The sequence below is a fragment of the Ensifer sp. GW101-20A05 genome (genome assembly GCF_059424735.1).
The window spans coordinates 21,924-44,059 of sequence record NZ_JBWKZT010000016.1 but is presented as its reverse complement, the minus strand read 5'-3'; the positions used below and the strand labels follow the sequence as shown (position 1 = coordinate 44,059).

Sequence of the window (22,136 nt, the reverse complement as noted above, 5' to 3'; positions counted from 1 at the left end):
GCGCAGCAAAAACTGGAAGAAAGGGCACGGATAGCCCCATGCAAACCGTCCTCAGCATTGCGATCGATGCCCTTGCCTATGGCATGGTGCTCTTCGTCATCTCCATCGGCCTTTCGGTGACCATGGGCCTGATGCGCGTGGTCAATCTGGCGCACGGCGCCTTTGCCATGATCGGTGGCTACATCGCCTCCTATGCGGCGCGCGATCTTGGTCTTGCCTATGGCTTTGCCGTGCTGCTTGCGATCTTCGGCACCATCGTCATTGCCGTGCCCATCGAACGACTGCTCTACCGGCGCATCTATGGCGCGCCGGAACTGACCCAGGTGCTGATGACCATCGGCATCACCTTCTGCATCATCGGCATCGCCAACTACGTCTTCGGCCCGACGTTGAAGACGGTGCCATTGCCGAGCGAATTGCAGGGATCGGTGGATCTCGGTTTCCGGGCGATCGCCACGCACCGTATCTTCGCAATCGTCTGCGGCCTCGCGGTTGCCGCCGGCCTCTGGTACGCGATCGAAAAGACCGCCTTTGGCGTGAAGCTGCGTGCCTCGGTCGACAATGCAGCGATGGCTGCCGCCCTCGGGGTGCGCACGGAGATCGTCTATGCTGTGAGTTTTGCGGTTGCCGTCGGGCTCGCCGCCTTCGGCGGCGTCGTCGGCGCCGAGTTGCTTCCGGTCGAGCCCTATTATGCGCTGCGCTACATGGTGACTTTCCTCGTCGTCGTCTCCGTCGGCGGTGCCGGGTCGATCCCGGGTGCGCTCGTCGCCTGCCTGCTGCTCGGCGCGATTGATACGACCGGCCGCTATCTCATGCCGGAATTCGGTGAGTTCTTCTTCTATCTGGCCGTGATCGCGATCATCTGCGTCTTTCCGCGCGGGCTCGCCGGGAGGGCCAAGGGATGACCATGACGACGACGAACGACATGATTGCGGCATCCCCAGCGCGCCGGCGTTTCGGCGGTGGAGACGTCATCGGCCTGGCGATCATCCTGCTGGTCGCGGTGATCGGCTATTTCCTCTTTCCCAACAATCTGGCGCTTCTGACCCGGATCATCGCCGCGGCACTTCTGGTGCTGTCGCTGGATCTCGTCACCGGCTATTGCGGCGTCGCGACACTCGGGCACGCTGCCCTCTTCGGCGCCGGCGCCTATGCAGCGGGCATTGCCTCGGCGCATTACGGCATCAACGATCCGCTTGCCATGCTGGCGTTCGGCATCGTGGCCGGTGCGGTTGCGGGGCTTATCTGCGGCGTCGTGATCCTGCGCGCCCACGGTCTTCCGCAATTGGTTTTGTCGATCGCGCTCATCCACCTTTTCCACGAGTTCGCCAACAAGGCATCGTCCTGGACCGGCGGTAGCGACGGCCTTTCCGGGATCGCGCCGACTGCGCTCCTCGGGCTCTATGAGTTCGACCTCTGGGGCCGCACGGCCTACGTCTTCGGCGTCGTGTTGCTCGCCATCGTCTTCGTGCTGTTGCGGCTGATCGTGCGTTCGCCCTTCGGCATGCTGTGTCGTGGCATCAAGGAAGATCCAGTCCGCATCCGCTCAATGGGCGCGTCGCCGAAGATCGCGCTGACGAAAATGTACGTGATATCCGGCGCCGTTGCCGGCGTCGGCGGCGCGCTGAACGCGATCTCGACCCAGGTCGTCGGCCTCGACAGCCTCTCGTTCACCATGTCGGCCGAGAGCCTCGTCATGCTCGTTCTCGGCGGAACCGGTACGCTCTTCGGCGCGCTGACGGGCACGGTGGTCTTCATGTTCTTCGAGGACGTGGTCTCGGCTGCCAACCCCTTCCATTGGTTGACGATGGTGGGTGCGCTGCTGATCGCCGTCGTCTTGTTCGCGCCGAAGGGCCTCTACGGCACCGCGGCCGCCTTCGTTGCCCGCCGCCGGGAGGCCAAGTGATGCAGCCGATCTTCGAAGTCCGCAATTTGAAGCGCGCCTTCGGTGGCCTTGCAGTCACCAACGATGTCAGCCTCAGTATGGCGCCGGGAGACCGGGTGGCGCTGATCGGCCCGAACGGTGCCGGCAAGACGACGTTCGTCAATCTCGTTACCGGCAACCTTCGGCCTGACTCAGGCGAAGTGCGCATCGCCGGCGAGCCCGTGACCGGCGTCGACGCGATTGGCCGCGTTCGGCGCGGGCTTGTGCGCTCGTTCCAGGTGACGCGGCTTTTTGCCGACATGACGCCGGCCGAGCATGTTGCGCTTGCCGTGCTTCAGCGGAGCGGCCGCGCCGGTCGTCTCTTCGGCAATTTTCTCGGCATGTCCGATGTCATGGCCGAGGTTCAGGAACTTCTCGGCAAGCTCGGCCTCAAGGAACTGATGCACCGCAAGGTGAGCGAGATCGCCTATGGCCAGCAGCGACTGCTGGAGATAGCCGTCGCCCTGGCGCTGAAACCGAGGGTGCTGCTGCTCGACGAGCCAGCTGCCGGCGTGCCGCAAAGCGATACCGGCCGCATCGAGCAGGCGCTGGCCGATCTGCCTGCCGACCTCGCCGTGCTGATGATCGAGCACGACATGGATCTCGTCTTCCGCTTTGCCAAGCGCGTGGTGGTGCTGGCTGCGGGCGCGATCATCTTCGACGGTTCGCCGTCGGAGGTCACCAAGGACCCGCGCGTCCGGGAAGCCTATCTGGGGAGCTATGCCAATGCCAGCCACGCCGCTTGAGGTGGAAAACCTGTCCGCGGGCTACGGCCCGACGCGCGTGCTCGAAGGCGTGTCCTTTGCCGTTCCGGCGGGCGCCCGCCTTGCCGTTCTTGGCCGCAATGGCATGGGCAAGACGACCCTGCTTGCGACCCTTGCCGGCCAGACGCGGCGCTATGACGGACGCATCCGCATGGGCGGTACCGATGTGACCGCGCTGCCGAGCGCCTCGCGCGCCATGCAGGGTCTTGGTTTCGTGCCGCAGGCGCGCTGCGTCTTCCCGACGCTGACCGTCGAGGAGAACCTGTTCGTCGGGCTCAAGAACCGTCCGAAGAGCGCCATCCAGGAAGCCTACGACATGTTTCCGCGGCTTCACGAGCGGCGAAGAAACCTCGGCAGCCAGCTTTCCGGCGGCGAGCAGCAGATGTTGTCGACGGCGCGTTCAATCCTCGGGCGGCCCTCGATCCTTCTGCTCGATGAACCGCTGGAGGGGCTGGCACCCGTCATCTGCGAGGAACTGATGAAGGCCTTTGCCGAACTGGCGAAGACCGGCGATATGACCATCCTGCTGGTCGAACAACGGATCCAGAGCGCCCTCGACTTTGCCGATCAGGTGATCGTGCTCGAGCGCGGGCGCATCGCCTGGAGTGGAACGCCGGAAGCGCTCGCCAGAGACCACGATGCCGTCGAACGGCTGCTGGGAGTGGGCGGCCTCCACTGAACCGGAAACGGCTTACTTCGGTCGTTAACGGACAACGAGACGGCTGCGCTCGCGCTCGTAGTAGCGTGCGAGCGGCGGCAGGGCATTCTTCAGTTGGTCGAAGACCGCATCATCCACCAGAAGCGCGCCATCATACTTGGCTTGCACGAAGGACCGGTGCCGCTCAAGCGCTTCCTTCTTAGCGCCGACAGTGACGGTGAAGACGGGCGATACGGTGCTGCGTCCCTTGACGGTAATCCGATCCAGTTCGGCGATAGGGAAGGTTTTTTCCACGAGACGCGCAGTTTCTTCGCCGAGGAGCAGCGAGATGCCGTAGTCCTTGGAAGCCCCTTCGAGACGCGATGCGAGATTGACCGCATCGCCGAGGGCGGAATAGTCGAAGCGCTGGTGCGAACCCATGTTGCCGACAACGCACTCGCCGGTGTTGATGCCGATGCCGATCCGCAGCGTTTGCGCGGGCCGCCGCTCCCGCTTCGCCTCAGCCTCCAATTCCTCGTTGACCCGCGCGAGCGCTGTAAGCATGTCGAGCGCTGCGCGCACCGCGTGAACCGCATGGTCGGGGTCGTCAAGCGGCGCATTCCAGAAGGCCATGAGGCAGTCGCCGATATATTTGTCGATGGTTCCGCCCTGTTTCAGCACCGCATCCGACAGCGGCGTCAGTAGGCGGTTGACGAGTGTCGTCAACCGCTCAGGATCGTCCTTCATCTCCTCAGCGATGGTGGTGAAGCCGCGGATGTCGCAGAAGAGGATCGAAAGCGTGCGTCGTTCGCCGCCGAGCTTCAGATGCGACGGGTCTTTCGCAAGTCGTTCGACAAGGGCGGGGGAAAGGTACTGCTGAAAGGCGCGGGTGATTTCATGGCGCCGTCGGCGCTCTTCGGCATAGTCAAGCCCGGCCTGGCCGGCGGCCACGGTCAGGAAGGCGAGCCCCGGGCCGAGCGGCGAGAGGAAGACATGCCCGAGGCGCATGGCCACATAACTTGCCAGCACAATAAGGCTCAGCGCGACAATGGTGGATCCGAGCGTGCGCCACCCCGTTGTTCTGAGCACCGCGAAGGCGGCGAGGATCGCCGCAAACGCGATCGCCGCGATCACAACGGGTCGTGGAGCCCGCTGGATGTAGAGTTCGTGCGCAAGGTTGTCGTAGATCGTCGCCTGCATCTCTACGCCGGAAACGAGCTTGTTCGAATGGACGGTATCGGACGTCGCGAATGCGTCCGCGCCCCCATCGGCAATCGACGGAGCGTTCTGCAAGCTGAGCCCGACGAGGACCACCCGATCGCGAAAGGTACCTTCCGGCAGGAAATTGGTGGGATCGAGCGCCTGGTAATAGGAGACGGTCGGATAGGTTCGCGCCGGTCCGAAGACCTGGATGAGGGCATCGGTCGGGGGAGGTTGCGTCCGCGTGCCGGCGATCCCGGCCAGAACGGCGGCAAAGCCGTCGGGATAGTCCGGGATGGAGCGTAGCGTGCCGTCGCCACCAAGGTTGACCGAGGCAATCCCGGTTCTTGCTCCCTTGGCGGTGAAGCGGGCAAGGGGCTCGGTGCGCACGAACTGGTCGGCCTGCGGCGCTTCCACCAGCGTCTGGTCGCCGGCAAGTACGACGCCGGTATCAAGAGCTTTTTCCAGCTCTTCGTCGTTCACCGGATCGGCCGACGGCTCGGCGAAAATGACGTCCATGCCGATCGCGCGGGCGCCGGCCTTGCGCAGCGCTTCGATGAGACGGGCGTGCAGCGCGCGTGGCCACGGCCACTGCCGGCCGATCTCGGCCATCGAGGGTTCGTCGATGGCGACGACGACGGGGCTGTTTTCGGGCAGTGGCGGTGTGTCGATGGTCGACAGATAGTCGAAGCTGCGCAATTCGTTGAGCAGCCAGGCATTGGACAAGGTCGCAAGCGAAAGCGCGATGCTGACGAAGGCGGCAAGACCCAGAAGCTTCAGCCGCCGCAACGCGAGGCGACGAGCATCCAACTGTCCGTATCGGCCGCCCGATGCCTGCACGGCGACGTGCTCCTTGATCAGAACCGCACCTTGACTGTGCCCTTGAACGTCGGTCCCCAACCGGGGAGACCGCTTCTGAGCTCGAAGTCCTCGTCAAGCAGATTGAATGCCGCCAGGTCGACTTCAATCTGCTTGTCGAAGGGCTCCCATTGTAGCGATGCGTCGAGCGTCCAGAAGTCATCCAGCGTCACCCCGCCGGCCGGCCGTGAGCCGATGTAATTTGCGGCGATCGTTGCCTTCACGTTTGCGGTATTGACCCAGGTCAGCGCTACCTGGCCGGTGTTATCGGGTACGAACAGTAGCTCGTCCAACTGATTGACGGTGTTTTCCCTGACGTCGGCCTCCGTGTGGGCGGCCGCCAGGGAAAGGCCGAAACCGTGGCCGATTGCAAAGTTCGCGGTCGCCGCGACCCGGTCCAGCCCCACTTTGGCGTAGTCCAGATTAATGGGGGACAGCGGGACATTGAGCGACAGTTCGCGCACCTCCTGGTGCTGGTAGTCGAGCGCGGTGAAAAGCCAGTTGTTCCACTCCGCGTCCCAGCGGAACGCCAGAGTGTCGGCGTAACCTTCTGCACCGAAGCGAAGTTGATTGGGCTGCAGGGCGACGATGCCGATCGGAGCGAGGGTGGCGACATCGAAGTTCAAGCCATCGCGCATGGCGGCGGCCCTCAACCAATGACCCTCCGCGGGCGCCCAGGCGATGCCGAGCTTCGGTTCGAGCCGGATGTTGCCGTCGTTGGCATCCTCGATGTAGCGGGCAAACAGCGCGCCTTCTGCCTTCAGGTCCGGCGTGATTTCGTAGATTGTATCGATATAGGCCTTGGCGACGGTCTGCGCCGCGGATGTCGAGCCGGATCCGATGAAGGGGGTGTTGTTGCTGCCGACCCTCATCGCAAACGGATCGAAGATGTCGAACGAACTGTCGGAGCGAACAACGCCGCCTTCGATCCCGTAGCGCCAGGTGAAGTCGCCGTCTCCGTAGAGGTGATTGATGGCAGCGATATAGGTTTTCTGCTTTTCCTCGCTGCGGCTCGTGGCAAGGTCCGGAAGCCCGACGCGGGAGGCGCTGACCTTCTCGTTTTCCACGACATCCCGATCAGAAAAGAAAAGGGCGGCATTGGCGATGTTGCGGTAGCCGAAGGTGTGGCTCCAGGCGACGCCGGACAAAAGTCTATCGGCCTTGTCATCGAGGAGGTTGTCGAGGCTCGTGGTCGGGTAGTCGAGGACACTCTTGTCGTCATCGAACTTGCCGTAATTGGCATAGGCGACGATCCGGTCGTCCGGTGTCGGCGAGGCGGTCAGATAGCCGTTGCCGCCGAGCAGGCGCGTTTCACGCTCGATCGCCAGACCCTGCCCGAAGTCGATGGTATCGCGCGGCTCCTCCCAATCGAGGTTGCCGTAGACGCTGATCGGGAAGGGCGAGAAAGTGAGCCCGCGTAGTTCCGCCTCGCCGATCCAGCCGGTGTGATCGTTGTCGGCAATGATGCCGCCGCCAAGTGCTGCTTCAAAGAATGGCCGCTGGACGATATTGGCCGTGCGTTCGCGGCTTGCCAGCATATGGGGTTCGATCAGCAGACCCTGGAAGAAGGCGGAGAAGCTCTGCGGGTTGGCGGTGTTGACGACCGGGCTGCCGTCGAAATCATAGTCGTTGAACAGCGGATTGACGCTGCCGTGGATCGCCTGGTCGACATAGCTCGATCCCGTGAACGGATCGAAGACCACATCGCCGTAATATTGCCCCCAGACGTTCAGCCCCTGCAGACGAAAGGCGTCGTTGAGCGTCGAGCCGGCGTCCTGGTTGGCGCCAAGGGCTGCACTTTCGCCGCCGCGCGCCCGGGTTCGGCGCATCAATTCCTGGGCATATCGGATCGCCGCGTCGGAATCATATTCGTCGATCGCAATGGCGGTCCGCATCTGCATGATGACCGGATCGTTCGGATCTAGGCGATCGGCATTGTCGAGCGCTTGCGCGGCGGGGATGCGGTCGCCCTTTTCGTAGTAGGCGCCCGCCAGCAGCAATTGGGCGTTGGAGTAGGCGGGATTGGCGGTCGAACCGGCGAGCAGGTCGTTCAGGGCCTTGTCCAGATCGCCCGTCTGCATGTGGTAGCGCCCGCGTGCGACCAGAGTGATGTCGAAGGACGGGTCGGCGGCCAGGGCCGCGTCGATCTCAGCCTTCGCTTCCTTCATCCGGTTTTCGTCGAGATAGAGGATCGAGAGATTGGCGTGGGGTACCGGGTCGCTGGGATCAAGTGCGATCGCCTGCTTGAAGGCCCTTTCTGCTGCGCGGTTGTCGCCCCTTTGTCCCTGAACCAGGCCAAGCGAGTTCCAGAGAGAGGAGGAGCCCGGAGCCGTCTTCAGCCCAGCCTCCAGGTCTGCCAGCGCGCCATCAAGGTCGTTTTCGTAATGGTAGCGGTAGTCGGAGCGGGCTTCGAGCGCAGTCGGGTCCGCAGGGTCGATGGCAAGCGCCTTCGCGATGCCATCGCGGACCTGTTCCCGGTCGTCGAGCAGCAGCGCAAAGCGGGCGCGGGCGGCCGGCAGGGTAGGATCATCGGGATATTGGCGCTCGGCTTGCTTGAGCGTTTCGATGGCGGCGCGGATATCGTCGCGGAAACCGTTGGTCCAGGCCTTGGCCATCGCGCCATAGGCACCGGTCGTACCCTGCGGCGGTGCCTCGACCCGATCCGGATTGGCAAGCGCCCGGGCGAAATAGCCACCATAGGCAGCGATGGAACGCCGCTTGGCATCAAGTCCGCGGGCAGAGTGTGCAAAAAGCTTTGCCGCATCGTTATAACGCTTTTCCGAGCCGGCGATCAGGGCATCGATGAGATCGGCGCGCGCCTGCTGTGTTGCGCCGAGCCGTCCCCGGCGCGCCTCGGCCAGAGCTGCCTGGGCCTTCTGGCGGCCGTCGAGTGTCAGGTAGATTTCAGAGAGCGTCAGCCAGTCTTCGACCGAGCGCGACTCGGGACGCTTGCCCTCGATGCGTTCGCGTTCCCCACGCATGTCGGGCGCGCGAAGCGGCGTCGCCGGCATCCAGACGAAGGAATCGCGCAGCGACAGATGGAAAAGCATCTGCTCGCGATCCTTCGGATTGACGACCACCACCTTGGACGGCGCCTTACCGATTGCCGCGACGGCGCCTTCGCCTTGGGCAACCGTGACGCTGCCTTGTGCGTTGCTGAGTTCGACGATGCCTTCGAGCACGATCAGCGAGGTCTTGCCGTCAGGGCCAACGGTCAATGTCCAGTCGGTGCCGCGAATGGCGGCCGTTGCGGCCGGCGTATCGATTGCCAGGCCCTGTCCGCCGCGTTCAGCACGTGCCCAGATCGTGCCCGATTGCAGTTCGAGATTGGTGTCGCCATCCGCCCCCATGCGCTTGACGCGCAGGGCCGTATTGCGGCCGAGCCGGATCTGCGTGTGGTCGGAAAAGAGAACCGCAAGCGCGCCGGTTGCGTTGGTGCGCAGCACGTCTCCGGACAGCAAATCCTGGGCGAGATCGACGAAGCGCCAGTTGGAGACATCGACGAAGCGAACTTCCTCACCGGATTTGCGGGCGATTACCGATCCGGCAACGGGCGGCGTCCGCTGAACCGGCTCAGCGAATGCCATGCTTGGACAGAGTAACGCTGCCGTAGCCAGCAGTACCCGAAGTCTTTGCCGCCCCATCTTTGTTCCCGTCTCCACCCCGCCATGGATTCAGTGAATTTCGACTAGGTCAAAGTCAATAGTGTTCGAATATTCTAAGTTGTTTTCCAAGCAATGTGTCTTATTCGGGAAACAGCTTCCGCAACCTATTCGCTCGGTTGCAGCATTTGGCCGCTGAATGACGAAGGGCGCCCATCGGGCGCCCCTCGAATTGCCGTGCGTGGCGAGCGATTCCTGCCCGTCCGGGAAGAATCAAACGGAAGCCTTCACCCGCTCCCAAGCATTCATCAGGTGACGGCCAAGAACCTCCGACAGCTTTGCCTTGTCACGGGCCTCGAGCGCGACGATCATCTCTTCATGTTCGGCAACGGCATCTGCCCATTTCTCCGGTCCCTCGTGGCCGATAAAGCGGATGCGCTTCAACCGCGTCTGGAGCACCGCATGCATGTCGGCCAAGGCGGCGTTTGCCGCGAGTTGGACGATGGCGGAATGGATCTGCTGGTTGAGCTTGTAATACTGCAGCCGGTCGCCGGCCTTGTAGCGCTGGACCATCTCGTCGTGCAGCGCACGCACTTCGGTAATGCCCGCGTCGCTTGCCGCCTCGCAGGCGAGCTTGCCGGCGAGCTCCTCCAGCGTCTGCAGGACCGTCAGCATGTCATGTACGTCCTTGGCGCTGAAACGCTTGACGACGGCGCCCCGGCTCGGGACGAGCTCCACCAGTCCTTCGCTCGCCAGGTACTTGATGGCTTCGCGCAGTGGCGTGCGCGACACGCCCAGTTGTTCGCCGAGCTGGCCTTCGTGCAGGCGGGTGCCGGGCGATAGATCGCCCTCGATGATCATGTCGCGCAGATGGCTGACCAACGTGTCGTGCAGGGCCGTGCGCCTGATCGGGCCAGGGCCGCCATCCGGCCGTCTCTCCAGAGATGTGATTTCGTTCATTGTTTTTGCTTCTGCACCTGGCGACTGGGTGTCGACCGTCTGTTCCCGTTCGTGCCGATTGAATCAGCGCTGTCTCATTAAAGCATGGAGACCGTCTGCCCCATCGTCAACAGAAAATGCTGCATACAGAATACAAAAGACTTGATGCAGAATTTTGAATAACATATGACAGCAACCGAAAGAATGAAGCGGAGGACATCTCACATGACGACCAACGGTGCTGCCGGTAACGGCGCGCGTCCTGTCATCGCGCTCGCCATGGGCGATCCGGCGGGTATCAGCCCGGAACTCACGGCAAAGCTGCTGGCGCTTGCCGATATCCGCGAAGCCGCACACATCATCACGATCGGTGATCGCAGGATTTTGGATGAAGGCGCCAAGGCTGCGGGCGTGACGCTCGATCTCGAGCCGTCGACGCTTGAGGATCTGGAAAAGGCCGGCACGTCGCGCCACGTTTTCGTCGACCTCGCCCACCTCGATCCGGCAGATGTCGTGCGCGGCGAAGCGACGCTTGCGGGCGGAACCTTTGCTACCCGGAACTTCCGCGCCGCGCTCGAACTGGCGCATGCCGGCAAGGCCGACGCCGTCTGCTTCACGCCCTTCAACAAGAAGGCCATGCGCTTTGCCTATCCGGGCTATGACGACGAAATCCGTTTCGTTGCCGATGTTCTCTGCTTCACCGGCAAGGTTCGCGAGTTCAACGTCCTCGAGAAGGTCTGGAACGCGCGCGTCACCTCGCACATTCCACTCAAGGACGTGGCTGACAACCTCTCGGTCGACGGTATCATCGCCGAACTCGAGCTGACCCGGGCCTGCCTCAAGGAGGCGGGTTATGAAGAGGCGAAGATCGCGGTTGCCGGTCTCAACCCGCACGCCGGCGACGGCGGCAGCTTCGGCATGGAAGAGATCGACATCATCGAACCGGCGGTCGAAAAGGCGAAGGCACTCGGCTTCAACGTCGAGGGGCCGTTCCCGGCCGATACCGTTTTCGGTCGCGCTCTCAAGGAAGGCTACAACGCCGTCCTCACCATGTATCACGACCAGGGCCAGATCGCGATGAAGCTGATGGGCTTCGACAAGGGCGTCACCATGATGGGCGGTCTGCCTTTCGCGCTCTGCACGCCGGCCCATGGCACGGCTTATGACATCGCCGGCAAGGGCATTGCCGACGTCGGCGCCAGCCGCCAAGCGCTGCTGCTCGCTGTGCGCATGGCAAAGAAAAAGGCCGCGCTCAAGGCCGCCGCCTGATTTCGCACGCTTTCACGCAATAACGGCGCAAGAGGAGGTCTTGCGCCACAGAACCACAAAAACGGGAGGACCCGACTTGAAGAATACCGTCTCCATCGCATGCATCATGGCAGCCGTCTTCGGCGTTGCTGCTCCGGCCGCAGCCTTCGAACCCGATCGCCCGGTTGAATTCGTCGTCACGGCAGGTCCCGGTGGCGGCACCGACATCTTCGCCCGCACGATCCAGGCGATCATCGGCAAGTACGAGCTGATGAAGGCTCCGGTCGTCGTTACCAACAAGGGCAGCGCCGGCGGCGCCGAAGGTTTCGTCTACACGGCGACCAACAAGGGCGACGCTTACAAACTCGCTTTCGGCACGAACAATGCCTACCTGCTGCCGGTTCGCGCCAAGGTGCCGTACAAGGCTGAAGACCTGACCCCGGTCGCGGCGCTCGCTTCCGATGAATTCGTTCTCTGGGTCAACGGCAAGGCCACCTACAACACGGCGGCTGACTTTGCGGCCGAGGCGAAGGAAGGCGGCCTGAAGATCGGCGGCAGTCAGTCCAAGGACGTCGACCAGATCCTCACCTCGATGATCAACGAGGCGACTGGTGCTACGATCAACTACATCCCGTTCAAGAGCGGCGGTGAAGCCGCCGTCCAGCTTGCCGGCGAACACCTCGACGCCAACGTCAACAACCCGAGCGAAAACCTCGGCCAGTGGCAGGCCGGCATGGTCAAGCCGCTCTGCGTCTTCAAGAGCGTCAAGCTTTCGAACGACGCCAAGGTCGCCGGTGACAAGGGCTGGAGCGATATTCCGACCTGCAAGGAATCGGGCATCGCCATCGACAACTACTCGATGCCGCGCACCGTCTGGCTACCGGCCGGCGTTGACCAGGATGTGGTCAAGTTCTATGCGGACCTGATGCGCAAGGTTTCGGAAACGCCGGAATGGGCGAAGTACCTCGCCGACACCTCGCAGTCTCCGTCCTACATCGCCGGCGACGACTTCAAGGCCGCCATCGAAATGGATGGTGCTGCTGTCGGCGAAGTGCTGAAGCGCGAAGGCTGGCTCGCCAACTAACGGCGGGACATTGAGGCGGGTGCCTTCGGGTACCCGTCATCCGCTTTGAAAGGTCACGATCATGAGCGAGAACGGTGCGAATGGGGTCTCCCGCTTCGCGGTTGAGCTTGGCGTTGCTGCGCTGACCGGCGCCTTCGGCGCGGCGGTCTGCTACGGGTCCCTCGATATCGGTGCGGGATGGACCGAATTCGGGCCGGAAGCCGGTTATTTTCCCTTCTATGTCGGCCTTCTGATCCTTCTCGGAAGCGCTGCGAATGCGATCCACGCTTTCGCCAAGCATCGCGGCACGGGTGAGATCTTCATCGACGGTCACCGCGCCAAGGTGGTCTCGTCGTTTCTGTTGCCGCTGATCGCCTTTGCCGGCGTTTCCGCCTGGCTCGGCCTTTACGTCGGCACGGCGCTCTATATCGCCGGCACAATGCTTTTCCAGGGGCGTTACAAATGGTGGATCGCGTTGCCGTCCGGCGTCGCCGTTTCGCTGTTCTTCTTCATCGTATTCGAGATCGGCTTCAAGGTTCCCCTGCTCAAGGGACCGGTCGAGGCCTGGTTCGGGATCTACTGATCCCGACCGCCCACGCTTTCCCGGGAGGAATGACATGGAAAATATCGGTCTTCTGATCGATGGCTTCGGCCACATCCTCAGCTGGAACCATATCCTGCTGATGATGGTCGGCGTCACGCTCGGCATTCTGGTCGGCGTGCTGCCGGGCCTTGGCGCGCCCAACGGCGTGTCGCTGCTGTTGCCGCTGACCTTCTCGATGGATCCGATCTCCGCCATCATCCTGCTCTCCTGCATGTACTGGGGCGCACTCTTCGGCGGGTCGACCACATCGATCCTCTTCAACATTCCCGGCGAACCTTCGTCGGTGGCGACGACCTTCGACGGATATCCGATGGCGAAAGCCGGCCAGGCGAGCCGAGCGCTGACGCTCGCCTTCGTGTCTGCCGGCATCGGCGCGCTTGCCGGCGTCGTCATGATCACGCTGCTCTCCGGCTGGGTCGCGAACTTTGCGCTGCGCTTCTCGTCGCCGGAATATTTCGCGGTCTATTTCCTGGCCTTCGCCAGCTTCATTTCCATGGGTGCGCAATCGCCGTTCAAGACGCTCGTCTCGATGATGCTCGGCTTTGCGCTTGCCTCCGTCGGCATGGACACGATCTCCGGTGACCTGCGGCTTACCTTCGATATCCCGACCCTGATCAAGGGCGTCAGCTTCCTGATCGCCGTCATGGGCCTCTTCGGCATCGGCGAACTCTTGCTGACCACGGAAGAAGGCTTGCGCTTCGAGGGCATCAAGGCGCGCGTCAAGCTCGTCGAGATCGGCCGCACGCTGATCGAGATCCCGCGCTACTGGTTCACGATCCTGCGCTCGACGATCATCGGCATCTGGATGGGCATCACGCCCGCCGGCCCGACGGCGGCCTCCTTCATGAGCTACGGCGTTGCCCGTCGGTCGGCCCGCGACAAGTCGAAGTTCGGCAAGGGCGATCCGCGTGGCGTTGTGGCACCCGAAACCGCTGACCACTCCGCCGGTACCTCGGCACTGCTTCCGATGCTGGCGCTCGGCGTCCCCGGCTCGGCAACGGCCGCCGTCATGATGGGTGGCCTGATGATTTGGGGTCTGACGCCCGGCCCGATGCTCTTTACCGAGCGGCCGGACTTCGTCTGGGGGCTGATCGCCTCGATGTATCTCGGCAACGTCGTCGCCGTGTTCCTGGTGATCGCCACCGTGCCGCTCTACGCCTCGATCCTGCGCGTGCCCTTTGCGATCATCGGCCCGATTATCGTCGCCGTGATCTTCTCCGGCGCCTACCAGGTGGCAAGCTCGGTCTCCGACATCTTCCTGGTCATCGGCTTCGGCGTGCTCGGCTATGTCTTCAAGAAGCTCGAGTACCCGCTGGCGCCGTTGGTTCTCGCCATGGTGCTTGGCGACAAAGCCGAGGACGCCTTCCGCCAGTCCATGCTGCTTTCAGGCGGCAGCCTCAATATCTTCTGGTCGAACCCGCTGGTTTCCTCTCTGATGGCGTTCGCTCTTGCACTCCTGCTGTCGCCGCTTGTCTTCGGGCTGATCGGCCTGGTTCGCAAGCGCAAGCATAATGCGGATGCCCCGCATGGTGACGGCAGCGCGGCGGCTTGACGGAGCCGCCGCACCCCCCAACATCCAGAAACGACGAGGAAGGTCATGGCGAACACATCGCGCAAATGGACCCGTGAAACCTGGCCGATCGCGGCCGCCATGATCCAATATCCAAACGTGCTGGCCGACGGCAGTTCGGTGCAGGAACAATCGGTCGAGCAATGGGCAGAAACGCTCGCCGATGTGGTCGATGCCGGCTTCACCGAACTCGACCCAACCGACAGCTGGATCCGGCTTGCTGATCTTTCGACCTCGCGGCTCGATGACTTCGTCAAGCTCACGCGCGACCTTGGCTTCACCATGCCGGCGATCTCGACTGCGCGGCGCAGCGTGATCGATCCGGAGCATGGCGACGAGTATCTTGCCTACGGCCACCGGGTCATTGAAACCGCGGCCGCCATCGGTGCGGGCTCCGTTTCCTTCGGCTTTTTTGGCCCGCTGACTGACGCGCAGAAGAAGGCGCTGTGGTTCTGGACGGTCGATGGCGTCAAGAACCCCGACGAGCCCGCCACCTGGCAGAAGGCCGTTCAGCGTATTCGTGAGCTTGGCCGTCATGCCGAGGAACTCGGCATCGAACTGGCGCTCGAAATGTATGAGGATACCTATATCGGCTCGGCGGACAGCGCCGTGCGTTTCGTCACCGATGTCAGCTTGCCGAACGTCGGCATCAATGCCGATCTCGGCAATCTCGTTCGCCTGCACCGTCCGGTCGAGCACTGGCAGCAGATGATGGCCAAGGTTGCTCCCTTCGCGAAGTATTGGCACGTCAAGAACTACTACCGCACCGAGGACGAAACGTCGGGCCTGGTCGTTACCCATCCCGCGCCGCTGGAGTTCGGTGTGATCAACTACCGCGCTGCGATCCGAATGGCGCTTGCCCACGGCTTCAACAGCCCGTTCCTCTGCGAACATTACGGCGGCGACGGCCTCTCCGTCAGCGCTGCCAACCGGGACTATCTGAGGCGCATTCTGCCTCGCGAATAAGGGAAGAGACGCGATGACCACAATCTTTGACGCACCGGAAGAGTTCGCCACGACCGCGCTGGCCGGCTTCAGTTCGATTTACGCGCGCAACGTCCGTCTCGTGAAGGGTGGTGTCGTTCGCTCGACCAAGGTGCCGAAGGGCAAGGTCGCTGTCGTCATCGGCGGCGGCTCCGGGCACTACCCCGCTTTTGCCGGCTATGTCGGCCCGGGCATGGCGGATGCCGCCGTTGCCGGCGATGTCTTCGCTTCTCCCTCGACCGCGGCCGTTGCCCGCGTCTGCCGCCAGGCCGATCAGGGCGGTGGCGTGCTGCTCGGTTTCGGCAACTACGCCGGTGACGTCCTGAACTTCGGCGTCGCTGCCGAGCGCCTGCGCGCTGAAGGCATCGACGTGCGCATCGTGCCGGTGACGGACGACGTAGCCAGCGCTTCCGCCGAAACGCCTGCCAAGCGCCGCGGTATTGCCGGCGATCTCGTGGTCTTCAAGATCGCGGGCGCTGCTGCCGAAGCCGGCCTTAACCTGGATCAGGTCGAGCGCGTCACTCGCCTTGCCAACGACCGCACCGTTTCTTTCGGCGTCGCCTTTGGCGGCTGTACGCTTCCGGGCGCCAAGGCGCCGCTCTTTGCCGTGCCGAAGGGCGAGATGGCGCTTGGCCTCGGCATCCACGGCGAGCCGGGCATCCGCGAAGAAAAGATGGTTTCGGCGAGCGAATTCGCCAAGCTGCTGGTCGGCAAGCTGCTCATTGAGCGCCCGGCCGGTGTTCACAAGGTTGCGCCGGTTCTGAACGGTCTCGGTTCGACGAAGTACGAAGAACTCTTCGTGCTCTGGGTCGCCATCGAAAAGGTACTGAAGGCAGCCGGGCTTGAGATCGTCGATCCCGAATGCGGCGAATTCGTCACCAGCCTGGACATGCAAGGCTGCTCGCTGACGCTGCTGTGGCTGAACGATGAGCTTGAGACCTACTGGCGCGCTGCCTGCGATGCGCCGGTCCTGCGCAAGGGCCCGATCATTGCGACCGAGCCCGCCGCCGATGACCTGAAGGATGAAGACGGCGTGCTCGTGTTCGCTCCCGCATCCGATGCTTCGAAGGAGAGCGGCAAGTGTATTGCGCGGCTGATCAGCGAGATCGCTGAAGCCCTGAAGCAGGCTGAGGACGAACTCGGCCGTATCGACGCCTTCGCCGGTGATGGCGACCACGGTCAGGGCATGCGCCGCGGTTCCGCCGCAGCCGACGAGGCGGCAAAGACTGCGGTCGCTGCCGGAGCCGGCGCTGCAAGCGTCCTGGCGGCTGCGGGCGATGCCTGGGCGGATCGCGCCGGCGGCACGTCGGGTGCGATCTGGGGCCTGCTGCTGCGTTCGTGGAGCAATGCCTTCGACGACGAGACAGCGCCCTCGGACGCCGCCATCGTCGATGGCGCACGCCGCGCCCTCGATGGCGTCACGCGCCTTGGCCGTGCACGCGTCGGCGACAAGACTCTCGTCGATGCGCTGGTGCCCTTTGTCGAAACCCTGGAGCGTGAGTTTGCCGCCGGCAAGCGTCTGATCGAGGCGTGGCAGGCTGCCGCCAAGGCCGCGACCGCCGCCGCAGAGGCGACTTCCAGCCTGACGCCGAAGCTTGGCCGCGCCCGTCCGCTCGCCGAAAAGAGCATCGGTCACCCCGACGCCGGCGCCGTCTCGCTGGCGTTGACGGCGCGAATTGCCGGCGGGTTCCTGCTGCAATCGGCGATGGCCTGAGCCCTCAATCTTCCGATCGGGTGGCCGCAGTGCTGCCCGATCGTCTCTCTCTCTCTCTCTCTCTCTCTCTCTCTCTCTCTCTCTCTCTCTCTCTCTCTCTTTCCTTTCGCGCGCGCGAACCGCCCGTTTTCTCGCCGAATTGCTCCCGTCAGTGCGGTTCTGGCTTCCGGGACGGCGTGCCGATACCGTCGGCCGTGGCTTTTTCAACACAATCTCCGGTCATTGTTGGGGAAACCCCATCAATTTTCTCGGCTAACGAATATCTGCCACGGAATTGCCGGATCGCGGGCTATGCCTCGTCTTTCCTGCAGCGTGCGCTAAGTGCTTGAGTTCGTGTGCCGCCGGTTAACTGCCAATGATTTCTGAAGTTCCGAGAAGGAGACAAGAATGAAAAAGAGTTTTGCCGTGAAGGTGTCCGCAGCGTCTCTGGTTCTCGCTGGTGCGATGGCCGCAAACGCAGCCGATCTCGCGACAATACAACCGCAACCGGAGCCGGACACCAGCAACGGCGTCAAGATCGGCTACCTCGATTGCAACATCGCCGGCGGCGTCGGCTATGTGCTCGGTTCTGCCAAGGAAGTCGATTGCGTCTTCCGCTCGACGATGGGGACTGAGGCTTCCGACCACTACGCCGGCGCCATCCGCAAGATGGGTGTCGATGTCGGCTTCACGACGCAGAGCCGGCTGATCTGGGCGGTGTTTGCACCGACCGCTGGCTACCACCGCGGCTCGCTCGGTGGCCTCTATCAGGGTGCAACCGCCGAAGCGACTGTCGGCGCCGGCATTGGCGCCAACATCCTCGTTGGCGGCACTTCCGGTTCGATCCATCTGCAGACGGTCAGCGTGACCGGGCAGATCGGCCTCAACCTTGCGGCCACCGGCACATCGATGACGCTGACTGCCGTCAACTAAGGTCGTTATCGTCGGCCGTTGACCCCTCCCGCAACTGGCTCGACACGATCGGATAAACGACAAGGGCACCGCGGCTCAGATTGGGCTGCGGTGCCTTTGCATTTGAACTGTTGCCATCCGCCGATTCCCGTTTAAGGAAGGCTGGTAGAGTTGTGCGCCGTAAGGGGCGAACGTCGAGGTTTGGATTGAACAAAAGCCTTTGTCTGGGTGTGGTTGCCCTTTGCCTCGCGTCCACGCCGCGCAGTGCGTTTGCCGAGTGGCAGGCGGTCGAGACGGAAGCGCCCTATGCCATCGAAGGGCAGACGGGCGCGGACCTTTATGCGTCGATCGGCGAGCGCGGGCCGAAGGCCGGACTTGGCCGGGCGATCGCCCATACCAATTTCAAGCTGACCTGGACGCGGAAGTACGAAGAACAGGCAGGCGCCTGCGTGCTGACGACGGCAAAGCCGAAGCTGATCATCACCTATACCCTGCCGAAGCCCGCGAAGCCTCTGCCTGCGGGCACACGCGAAAACTGGGACATCTTCATCGACGGGGTGCGCAAGCACGAACTCGTGCACGGGGATTTCATCAAGGAAATGGTGCGCGCGATCGAGTCTGCGACCCTCGGCCTCACCGTTCCCGACGACCCGAAGTGCCACAAGATCAGGACCGAAATGACCAAGCGCCTCGGCGCCCTCTCGCAAGAACAGCGCCAGCGCAGCCGCGACTTCGACCAGGTTGAGCTGACGGATGGCGGCAATATTCACCAGCTTATCTTGAGGCTTGTGAACGGGCCGTAGCCAGGGATCTTGCGAGGAGGATGCCGAACAACCCGGCATCTCCGGGTTCAATCAAACGCTCACGCATAACGCACAAGGAATTCCTCGGCCGTCAGTTCGCGGAAGTCATCGAGCGCGCGGCGGAGGCGCTGATGATCCCAATCCCACCAGGAAAGCGCGTCCATCCGATCGCCGATACCTTCGTTGAAACGGGCGCGGATGAGCTTTGCGGGGACGCCGCCGACGATGGTGTAGGGCTCGACATCCTTGGAGACGACGGCGCCTGCGCCGATCACCGCGCCATTGCCGACATTGACGCCAGGCAGGATGGTGGCGCCGTGGCCGATCCAGACGTCGTGACCGATCGTCACCCGGTTCGACCGTCGCCAGGCGAAGAGGTCGTGTTCGAGATCGGTGTCGTCCCAATAGTTGGGCGCGCGGTAGGTGAAGTGGTGCAGGGTCGCCCGCCAGGTCGGATGATTGGTGGCGTTGATGCGCACGGCGGCGGCGATGTTGACGAACTTGCCGATCGTCGCGCACCAGATCGAGCCGTCCTGCATGATGTAGGAATAGTCGCCGAACTCGACCTCGTCGAGCCGCGAACGCTCCTGCACTTCAGTATAGCGGCCGAACGTCGAATTGTTGACGCTCGCCGTCGGATGGATGAAGGGCTCGAGCCCAAGCTTCTGGCTCATGCGGCAGCCTTTCGCGGCGAGCAGGCCGAGACGTCGAGAATGCGGTCGGCAACGGCGTCGCGGACCTCCACATCGTGGAAGATGCCGATCAGCGCCGTACCCTTCGCCTTCTTCTCAGCGATCAGTTCGACGACGACGGCCCGGTTCTTGGCGTCGAGCGAAGCGGTCGGCTCATCGAGCAAAAGGATCTTGTGATCGGTGATGAAGCCACGGGCAATGTTGACCCGCTGCTGCTCGCCGCCGGAGAAGGTGGCTGGTGGCAGGCTCCAGAGTTCGCGCGGCAGGTTGAGCTTGCTTAAGAGTTCCGCCGCGTGCGCACGCGCCTCTTCGATCGGGGTGCCGCGGGCCTGCAAGGGTTCCGCGACGATGTCGAGAGCGGAGACACGGGGCACGACACGCAGGAACTGGCTGACATAGCCGAGCGTCGTGCGCCGGACCTCAAGCACGGTGCGCGGATCGGCCGTTGCCAGGTTTACCAGCTTGCCGTCGTGATCCATCAGGATCTGGCCTTCGTCCACGCCGTAATTGCCGTAGAGCATTTTCAGGATCGAGCTCTTGCCGACGCCGGAGGGGCCGCCGAGAACGACGCACTCGCCTGCCTTGACCGAGAAGGAGACGTTGGCGACGACGGGCCGGCGGACGCCGTCGCGCAGGTGCATGGTGAAGCTTTTTGCGACTTCGGAAACAACGAGGGGCGTAGCCATGGTTCTTACTTTCCTTTGCGCATGATCTTGTCCGAAAACCGGACTCCACTTTTCGGGATCATGCGTCACACCTGCAGGATCGAGGAGACGAGGAGCTGGGTATAGGGCTCGCGCGGATCGTCGAGCACCCGGTCGGTCAGTCCCTGTTCGATGACTGCGCCATCCTTCATCACCATCATGCGGTGTGAAAGCAGGCGGGCGACGGCAAGGTCGTGGGTGACGATAACAGCGGCAAGGCCGAGGTCATGCACGAGCCCGCGCACCAGGTCGAGCAAGCGTGCCTGCACCGAGACATCGAGGCCGCCGGTCGGCTCGTCCATGAAGACGAGGCGCGGCGATGTGACGAGGTTGCGGGCGATCTGCAGGCGCTGGCGCATGCCGCCGGAGAAGGCGCGCGGCTGGTCGTCGATGCGATCGACGCCGATTTCCACTCGCTGCAGCCAGTCGCTGGCGGTGGCGCGAATGTTGCCATAGTGACGATCGCCGACGGCCATCAGCCGCTCGCCAACATTGGCGCCGGCCGAGACCGTCATGCGCAGGCCATCGGCCGGGTTCTGATGAACGAAGCCCCAGTCGGTGCGCATCAGGAAGCGGCGCTCGGCTTCGCCCATGCGGGCAAGGTCGCGGTACTGGCCGTCGCGCATGTGGTATTCGACGATTCCGGACGTCGGCATCAGCCGGGTCGACAGGCACGACAGAAGCGTCGTCTTGCCGGAGCCGGATTCGCCGACGATGGCGAGCACTTCGCCCGCATAAAGCTCGAAGGAGACGTTGCGGCAGCCGATGCGGCTTCCGTAGAACTTCGAGACGTCGTTCACTTTGAGAAGCGGTACGGCACTCATTCGGCGGCTTCCTTTCGGGCGAGCATGTGACCTGCATGGCCGCAGGCGCGGCGGTCTTCGCAATGATCGGTATCGGAGCAGACGAACATGCGCCCGCCCTTGTCATCGAGAATGACCTCGTCCAGATAGACGTCCTCCGCACCACAGAGTGCGCAGGGCTTGTCGAAGCTCTGGATCTCGAAGGGATGATCGTCGAAGTCGAGGCTGACGACGTCCGTATAGGGCGGTACGGCATAGATTCGCTTCTCGCGGCCGGCGCCGAAGAGTTGCAGCGCTTCCGACATGTGCATCTTCGGATTGTCGAACTTCGGTGTCGGCGAAGGGTCCATGACGTAACGGCCTTCGACCTTGACCGGATAGGCATAGGTCGTGGCAATATGGCCATTGCGGGCGATGTCCTCGTAGAGCTTCACATGCATCAGCCCGTATTCCTCGAGCGCGTGCATCTTGCGCGTTTCGGTCTCGCGCGGTTCGAGGAAGCGCAAGGGTTCCGGGATCGGCACCTGGTAGACGAGCGTCTGGCCTTCCGAGAGCTTTTCCTCGGGGATGCGGTGGCGCGTCTGGATGATCGTCGCCTCCTTCGTCCGGGTGGTGACGGCGACATTGGCGACCTTCTGGAAAAAGGCGCGGATCGAGACGGCGTTGGTGGTGTCGTCGGCGCCCTGGTCGATGACCTTCAGCACGTCCTCCGGCCCGAGGATCGAAGCGGTGACCTGGACGCCGCCGGTGCCCCAGCCATAGGGCATCGGCATTTCGCGTGAGGCGAAGGGGACCTGGTAGCCGGGGATCGCGATCGCCTTCAGGATGGCGCGGCGGATCATGCGTTTCGTCTGTTCGTCCAGATAGGCGAAATTATAAGTAGCAAGATCGTTCATCGCCGATTACCCTTGAGTGTGTCGACCGCGGATGGGGTCAGGATTTGAGCGAGATAGTTTTCTGGGTGGTTGCGATCGTCGCGGTGGTGGTGGCCGGCCTGTTCTGGGCCGCCCGCAATGCCCGGCGCGAGCCGGACGCCAAGGCGCGCAAGGACGATGGTTCCGGCGATGCCGGCGTCGCCTTTGCCGGTGACAGTGGCGGCGATTGCGGCGGTGGAGATGGCGGCGGCGACTGAACGG

20 protein-coding genes are annotated in these 22,136 nt (G+C 63.2%); 13 read left to right on the top strand and 7 right to left on the bottom strand.

What is annotated here, in order from left to right:
• Positions 1-38: 38 nt before the first annotated feature.
• From AC070A_RS28320 to AC070A_RS28305, 4 genes are read left to right on the top strand one after another with little or no spacing between them, the layout of a single operon-like run.
• Positions 39-905 carry a branched-chain amino acid ABC transporter permease gene (locus AC070A_RS28320; RefSeq protein ID WP_057251667.1) on the top strand — a complete coding sequence of 289 codons (867 nt, stop codon included), beginning with the start codon at positions 39-41 and terminating at the stop codon, positions 903-905.
• Positions 902-1,906, top strand: a complete 1,005-nt coding sequence (locus AC070A_RS28315) for a branched-chain amino acid ABC transporter permease (protein WP_492383702.1) — start codon at positions 902-904, stop codon at positions 1,904-1,906. The genes AC070A_RS28320 and AC070A_RS28315 overlap by 4 nt, the downstream gene beginning before the upstream one ends.
• Positions 1,906-2,670 carry an ABC transporter ATP-binding protein gene (locus tag AC070A_RS28310; protein ID WP_058323238.1) on the top strand — a complete coding sequence of 255 codons (765 nt, stop codon included), beginning with the start codon at positions 1,906-1,908 and terminating at the stop codon, positions 2,668-2,670. The genes AC070A_RS28315 and AC070A_RS28310 overlap by 1 nt, the downstream gene beginning before the upstream one ends.
• Positions 2,651-3,367 (top strand): ABC transporter ATP-binding protein, encoded by a 717-nt coding sequence (locus AC070A_RS28305; protein WP_058323239.1) that lies wholly within the window; start codon positions 2,651-2,653, stop codon positions 3,365-3,367. Before AC070A_RS28310 ends, AC070A_RS28305 begins: the two co-directional genes overlap by 20 nt.
• A 24-nt stretch (positions 3,368-3,391) precedes the next feature.
• Here the strand turns inward: AC070A_RS28305 and AC070A_RS28300 are convergent, their stop codons facing one another.
• The 3 genes from AC070A_RS28300 to AC070A_RS28290 all read right to left on the bottom strand — a co-directional run bounded on the left by AC070A_RS28300 (position 3,392) and on the right by AC070A_RS28290 (position 9,945).
• Entirely contained in the window at positions 3,392-5,365 is a 1,974-nt protein-coding gene (locus AC070A_RS28300; protein ID WP_492383701.1) for a CHASE2 domain-containing protein, read from the bottom strand.
• A 17-nt stretch (positions 5,366-5,382) separates the two neighbouring features.
• Entirely contained in the window at positions 5,383-8,970 is a 3,588-nt protein-coding gene (locus tag AC070A_RS28295) for a FecR domain-containing protein (protein WP_492383700.1), read from the bottom strand.
• A gap of 288 nt (positions 8,971-9,258) precedes the next feature.
• Entirely contained in the window at positions 9,259-9,945 is a 687-nt protein-coding gene (locus AC070A_RS28290; RefSeq protein WP_492383699.1) for a GntR family transcriptional regulator, read from the bottom strand.
• A 204-nt stretch (positions 9,946-10,149) separates the two neighbouring features.
• Here AC070A_RS28290 and AC070A_RS28285 point away from each other — a divergent pair, with 204 nt between their 5' ends.
• From AC070A_RS28285 to AC070A_RS28250, 8 genes are all read left to right on the top strand, one after another.
• Complete coding sequence (locus tag AC070A_RS28285; protein WP_113133618.1) at positions 10,150-11,193, top strand: 4-hydroxythreonine-4-phosphate dehydrogenase PdxA; 1,044 nt, start codon at positions 10,150-10,152, stop codon at positions 11,191-11,193.
• Between the two features lie 76 nt (positions 11,194-11,269).
• Entirely contained in the window at positions 11,270-12,256 is a 987-nt protein-coding gene (locus tag AC070A_RS28280; RefSeq protein ID WP_113133617.1) for a Bug family tripartite tricarboxylate transporter substrate binding protein, read from the top strand.
• 61 nt (positions 12,257-12,317) lie between these two features.
• The gene (locus tag AC070A_RS28275; protein WP_058323244.1) at positions 12,318-12,818 is read left to right on the top strand and encodes a tripartite tricarboxylate transporter TctB family protein; all 501 of its coding nucleotides are present in this window, start codon (positions 12,318-12,320) and stop codon (positions 12,816-12,818) included.
• Between the two features lie 34 nt (positions 12,819-12,852).
• Positions 12,853-14,391 (top strand): tripartite tricarboxylate transporter permease, encoded by a 1,539-nt coding sequence (locus tag AC070A_RS28270; RefSeq protein ID WP_492383698.1) that lies wholly within the window; start codon positions 12,853-12,855, stop codon positions 14,389-14,391.
• Positions 14,392-14,436: 45 nt separating this feature from the next.
• Positions 14,437-15,375 carry a sugar phosphate isomerase/epimerase family protein gene (locus AC070A_RS28265; RefSeq protein ID WP_492383697.1) on the top strand — a complete coding sequence of 313 codons (939 nt, stop codon included), beginning with the start codon at positions 14,437-14,439 and terminating at the stop codon, positions 15,373-15,375.
• 13 nt (positions 15,376-15,388) lie between these two features.
• Positions 15,389-17,107 carry a dihydroxyacetone kinase family protein gene (locus tag AC070A_RS28260; RefSeq protein WP_492383696.1) on the top strand — a complete coding sequence of 573 codons (1,719 nt, stop codon included), beginning with the start codon at positions 15,389-15,391 and terminating at the stop codon, positions 17,105-17,107.
• A gap of 387 nt (positions 17,108-17,494) precedes the next feature.
• Positions 17,495-18,019 carry a DUF992 domain-containing protein gene (locus tag AC070A_RS28255; RefSeq protein ID WP_492383695.1) on the top strand — a complete coding sequence of 175 codons (525 nt, stop codon included), beginning with the start codon at positions 17,495-17,497 and terminating at the stop codon, positions 18,017-18,019.
• A gap of 185 nt (positions 18,020-18,204) precedes the next feature.
• A complete protein-coding gene (locus tag AC070A_RS28250; RefSeq protein WP_492383694.1) occupies positions 18,205-18,801 on the top strand; it encodes a DUF922 domain-containing Zn-dependent protease in 597 nt (198 codons plus the stop codon).
• 59 nt (positions 18,802-18,860) lie between these two features.
• Here AC070A_RS28250 and AC070A_RS28245 read toward each other — a convergent pair whose 3' ends face one another.
• The 4 genes from AC070A_RS28245 to AC070A_RS28230 form a co-directional block, all read right to left on the bottom strand.
• Positions 18,861-19,475, bottom strand: a complete 615-nt coding sequence (locus AC070A_RS28245) for a DapH/DapD/GlmU-related protein (RefSeq protein ID WP_492383693.1) — start codon at positions 19,473-19,475, stop codon at positions 18,861-18,863.
• Positions 19,472-20,179 (bottom strand): phosphonate C-P lyase system protein PhnL, encoded by a 708-nt coding sequence (phnL, locus tag AC070A_RS28240; protein WP_492383692.1) that lies wholly within the window; start codon positions 20,177-20,179, stop codon positions 19,472-19,474. Before phnL ends, AC070A_RS28245 begins: the two co-directional genes overlap by 4 nt.
• 65 nt (positions 20,180-20,244) lie before the next feature.
• Entirely contained in the window at positions 20,245-21,021 is a 777-nt protein-coding gene (gene phnK / locus AC070A_RS28235) for a phosphonate C-P lyase system protein PhnK (RefSeq protein WP_492383691.1), read from the bottom strand.
• Entirely contained in the window at positions 21,018-21,896 is an 879-nt protein-coding gene (locus AC070A_RS28230; protein WP_057251652.1) for an alpha-D-ribose 1-methylphosphonate 5-phosphate C-P-lyase PhnJ, read from the bottom strand. Before AC070A_RS28230 ends, phnK begins: the two co-directional genes overlap by 4 nt.
• A 44-nt stretch (positions 21,897-21,940) precedes the next feature.
• On the opposite strand from AC070A_RS28230, the gene AC070A_RS28225 reads away from it, so the two are divergent.
• Positions 21,941-22,132, top strand: coding sequence for a hypothetical protein (locus tag AC070A_RS28225; RefSeq protein WP_492383690.1), 192 nt, complete (start codon positions 21,941-21,943; stop codon positions 22,130-22,132).
• The last annotated feature ends 4 nt before the right edge of the window (positions 22,133-22,136 follow it).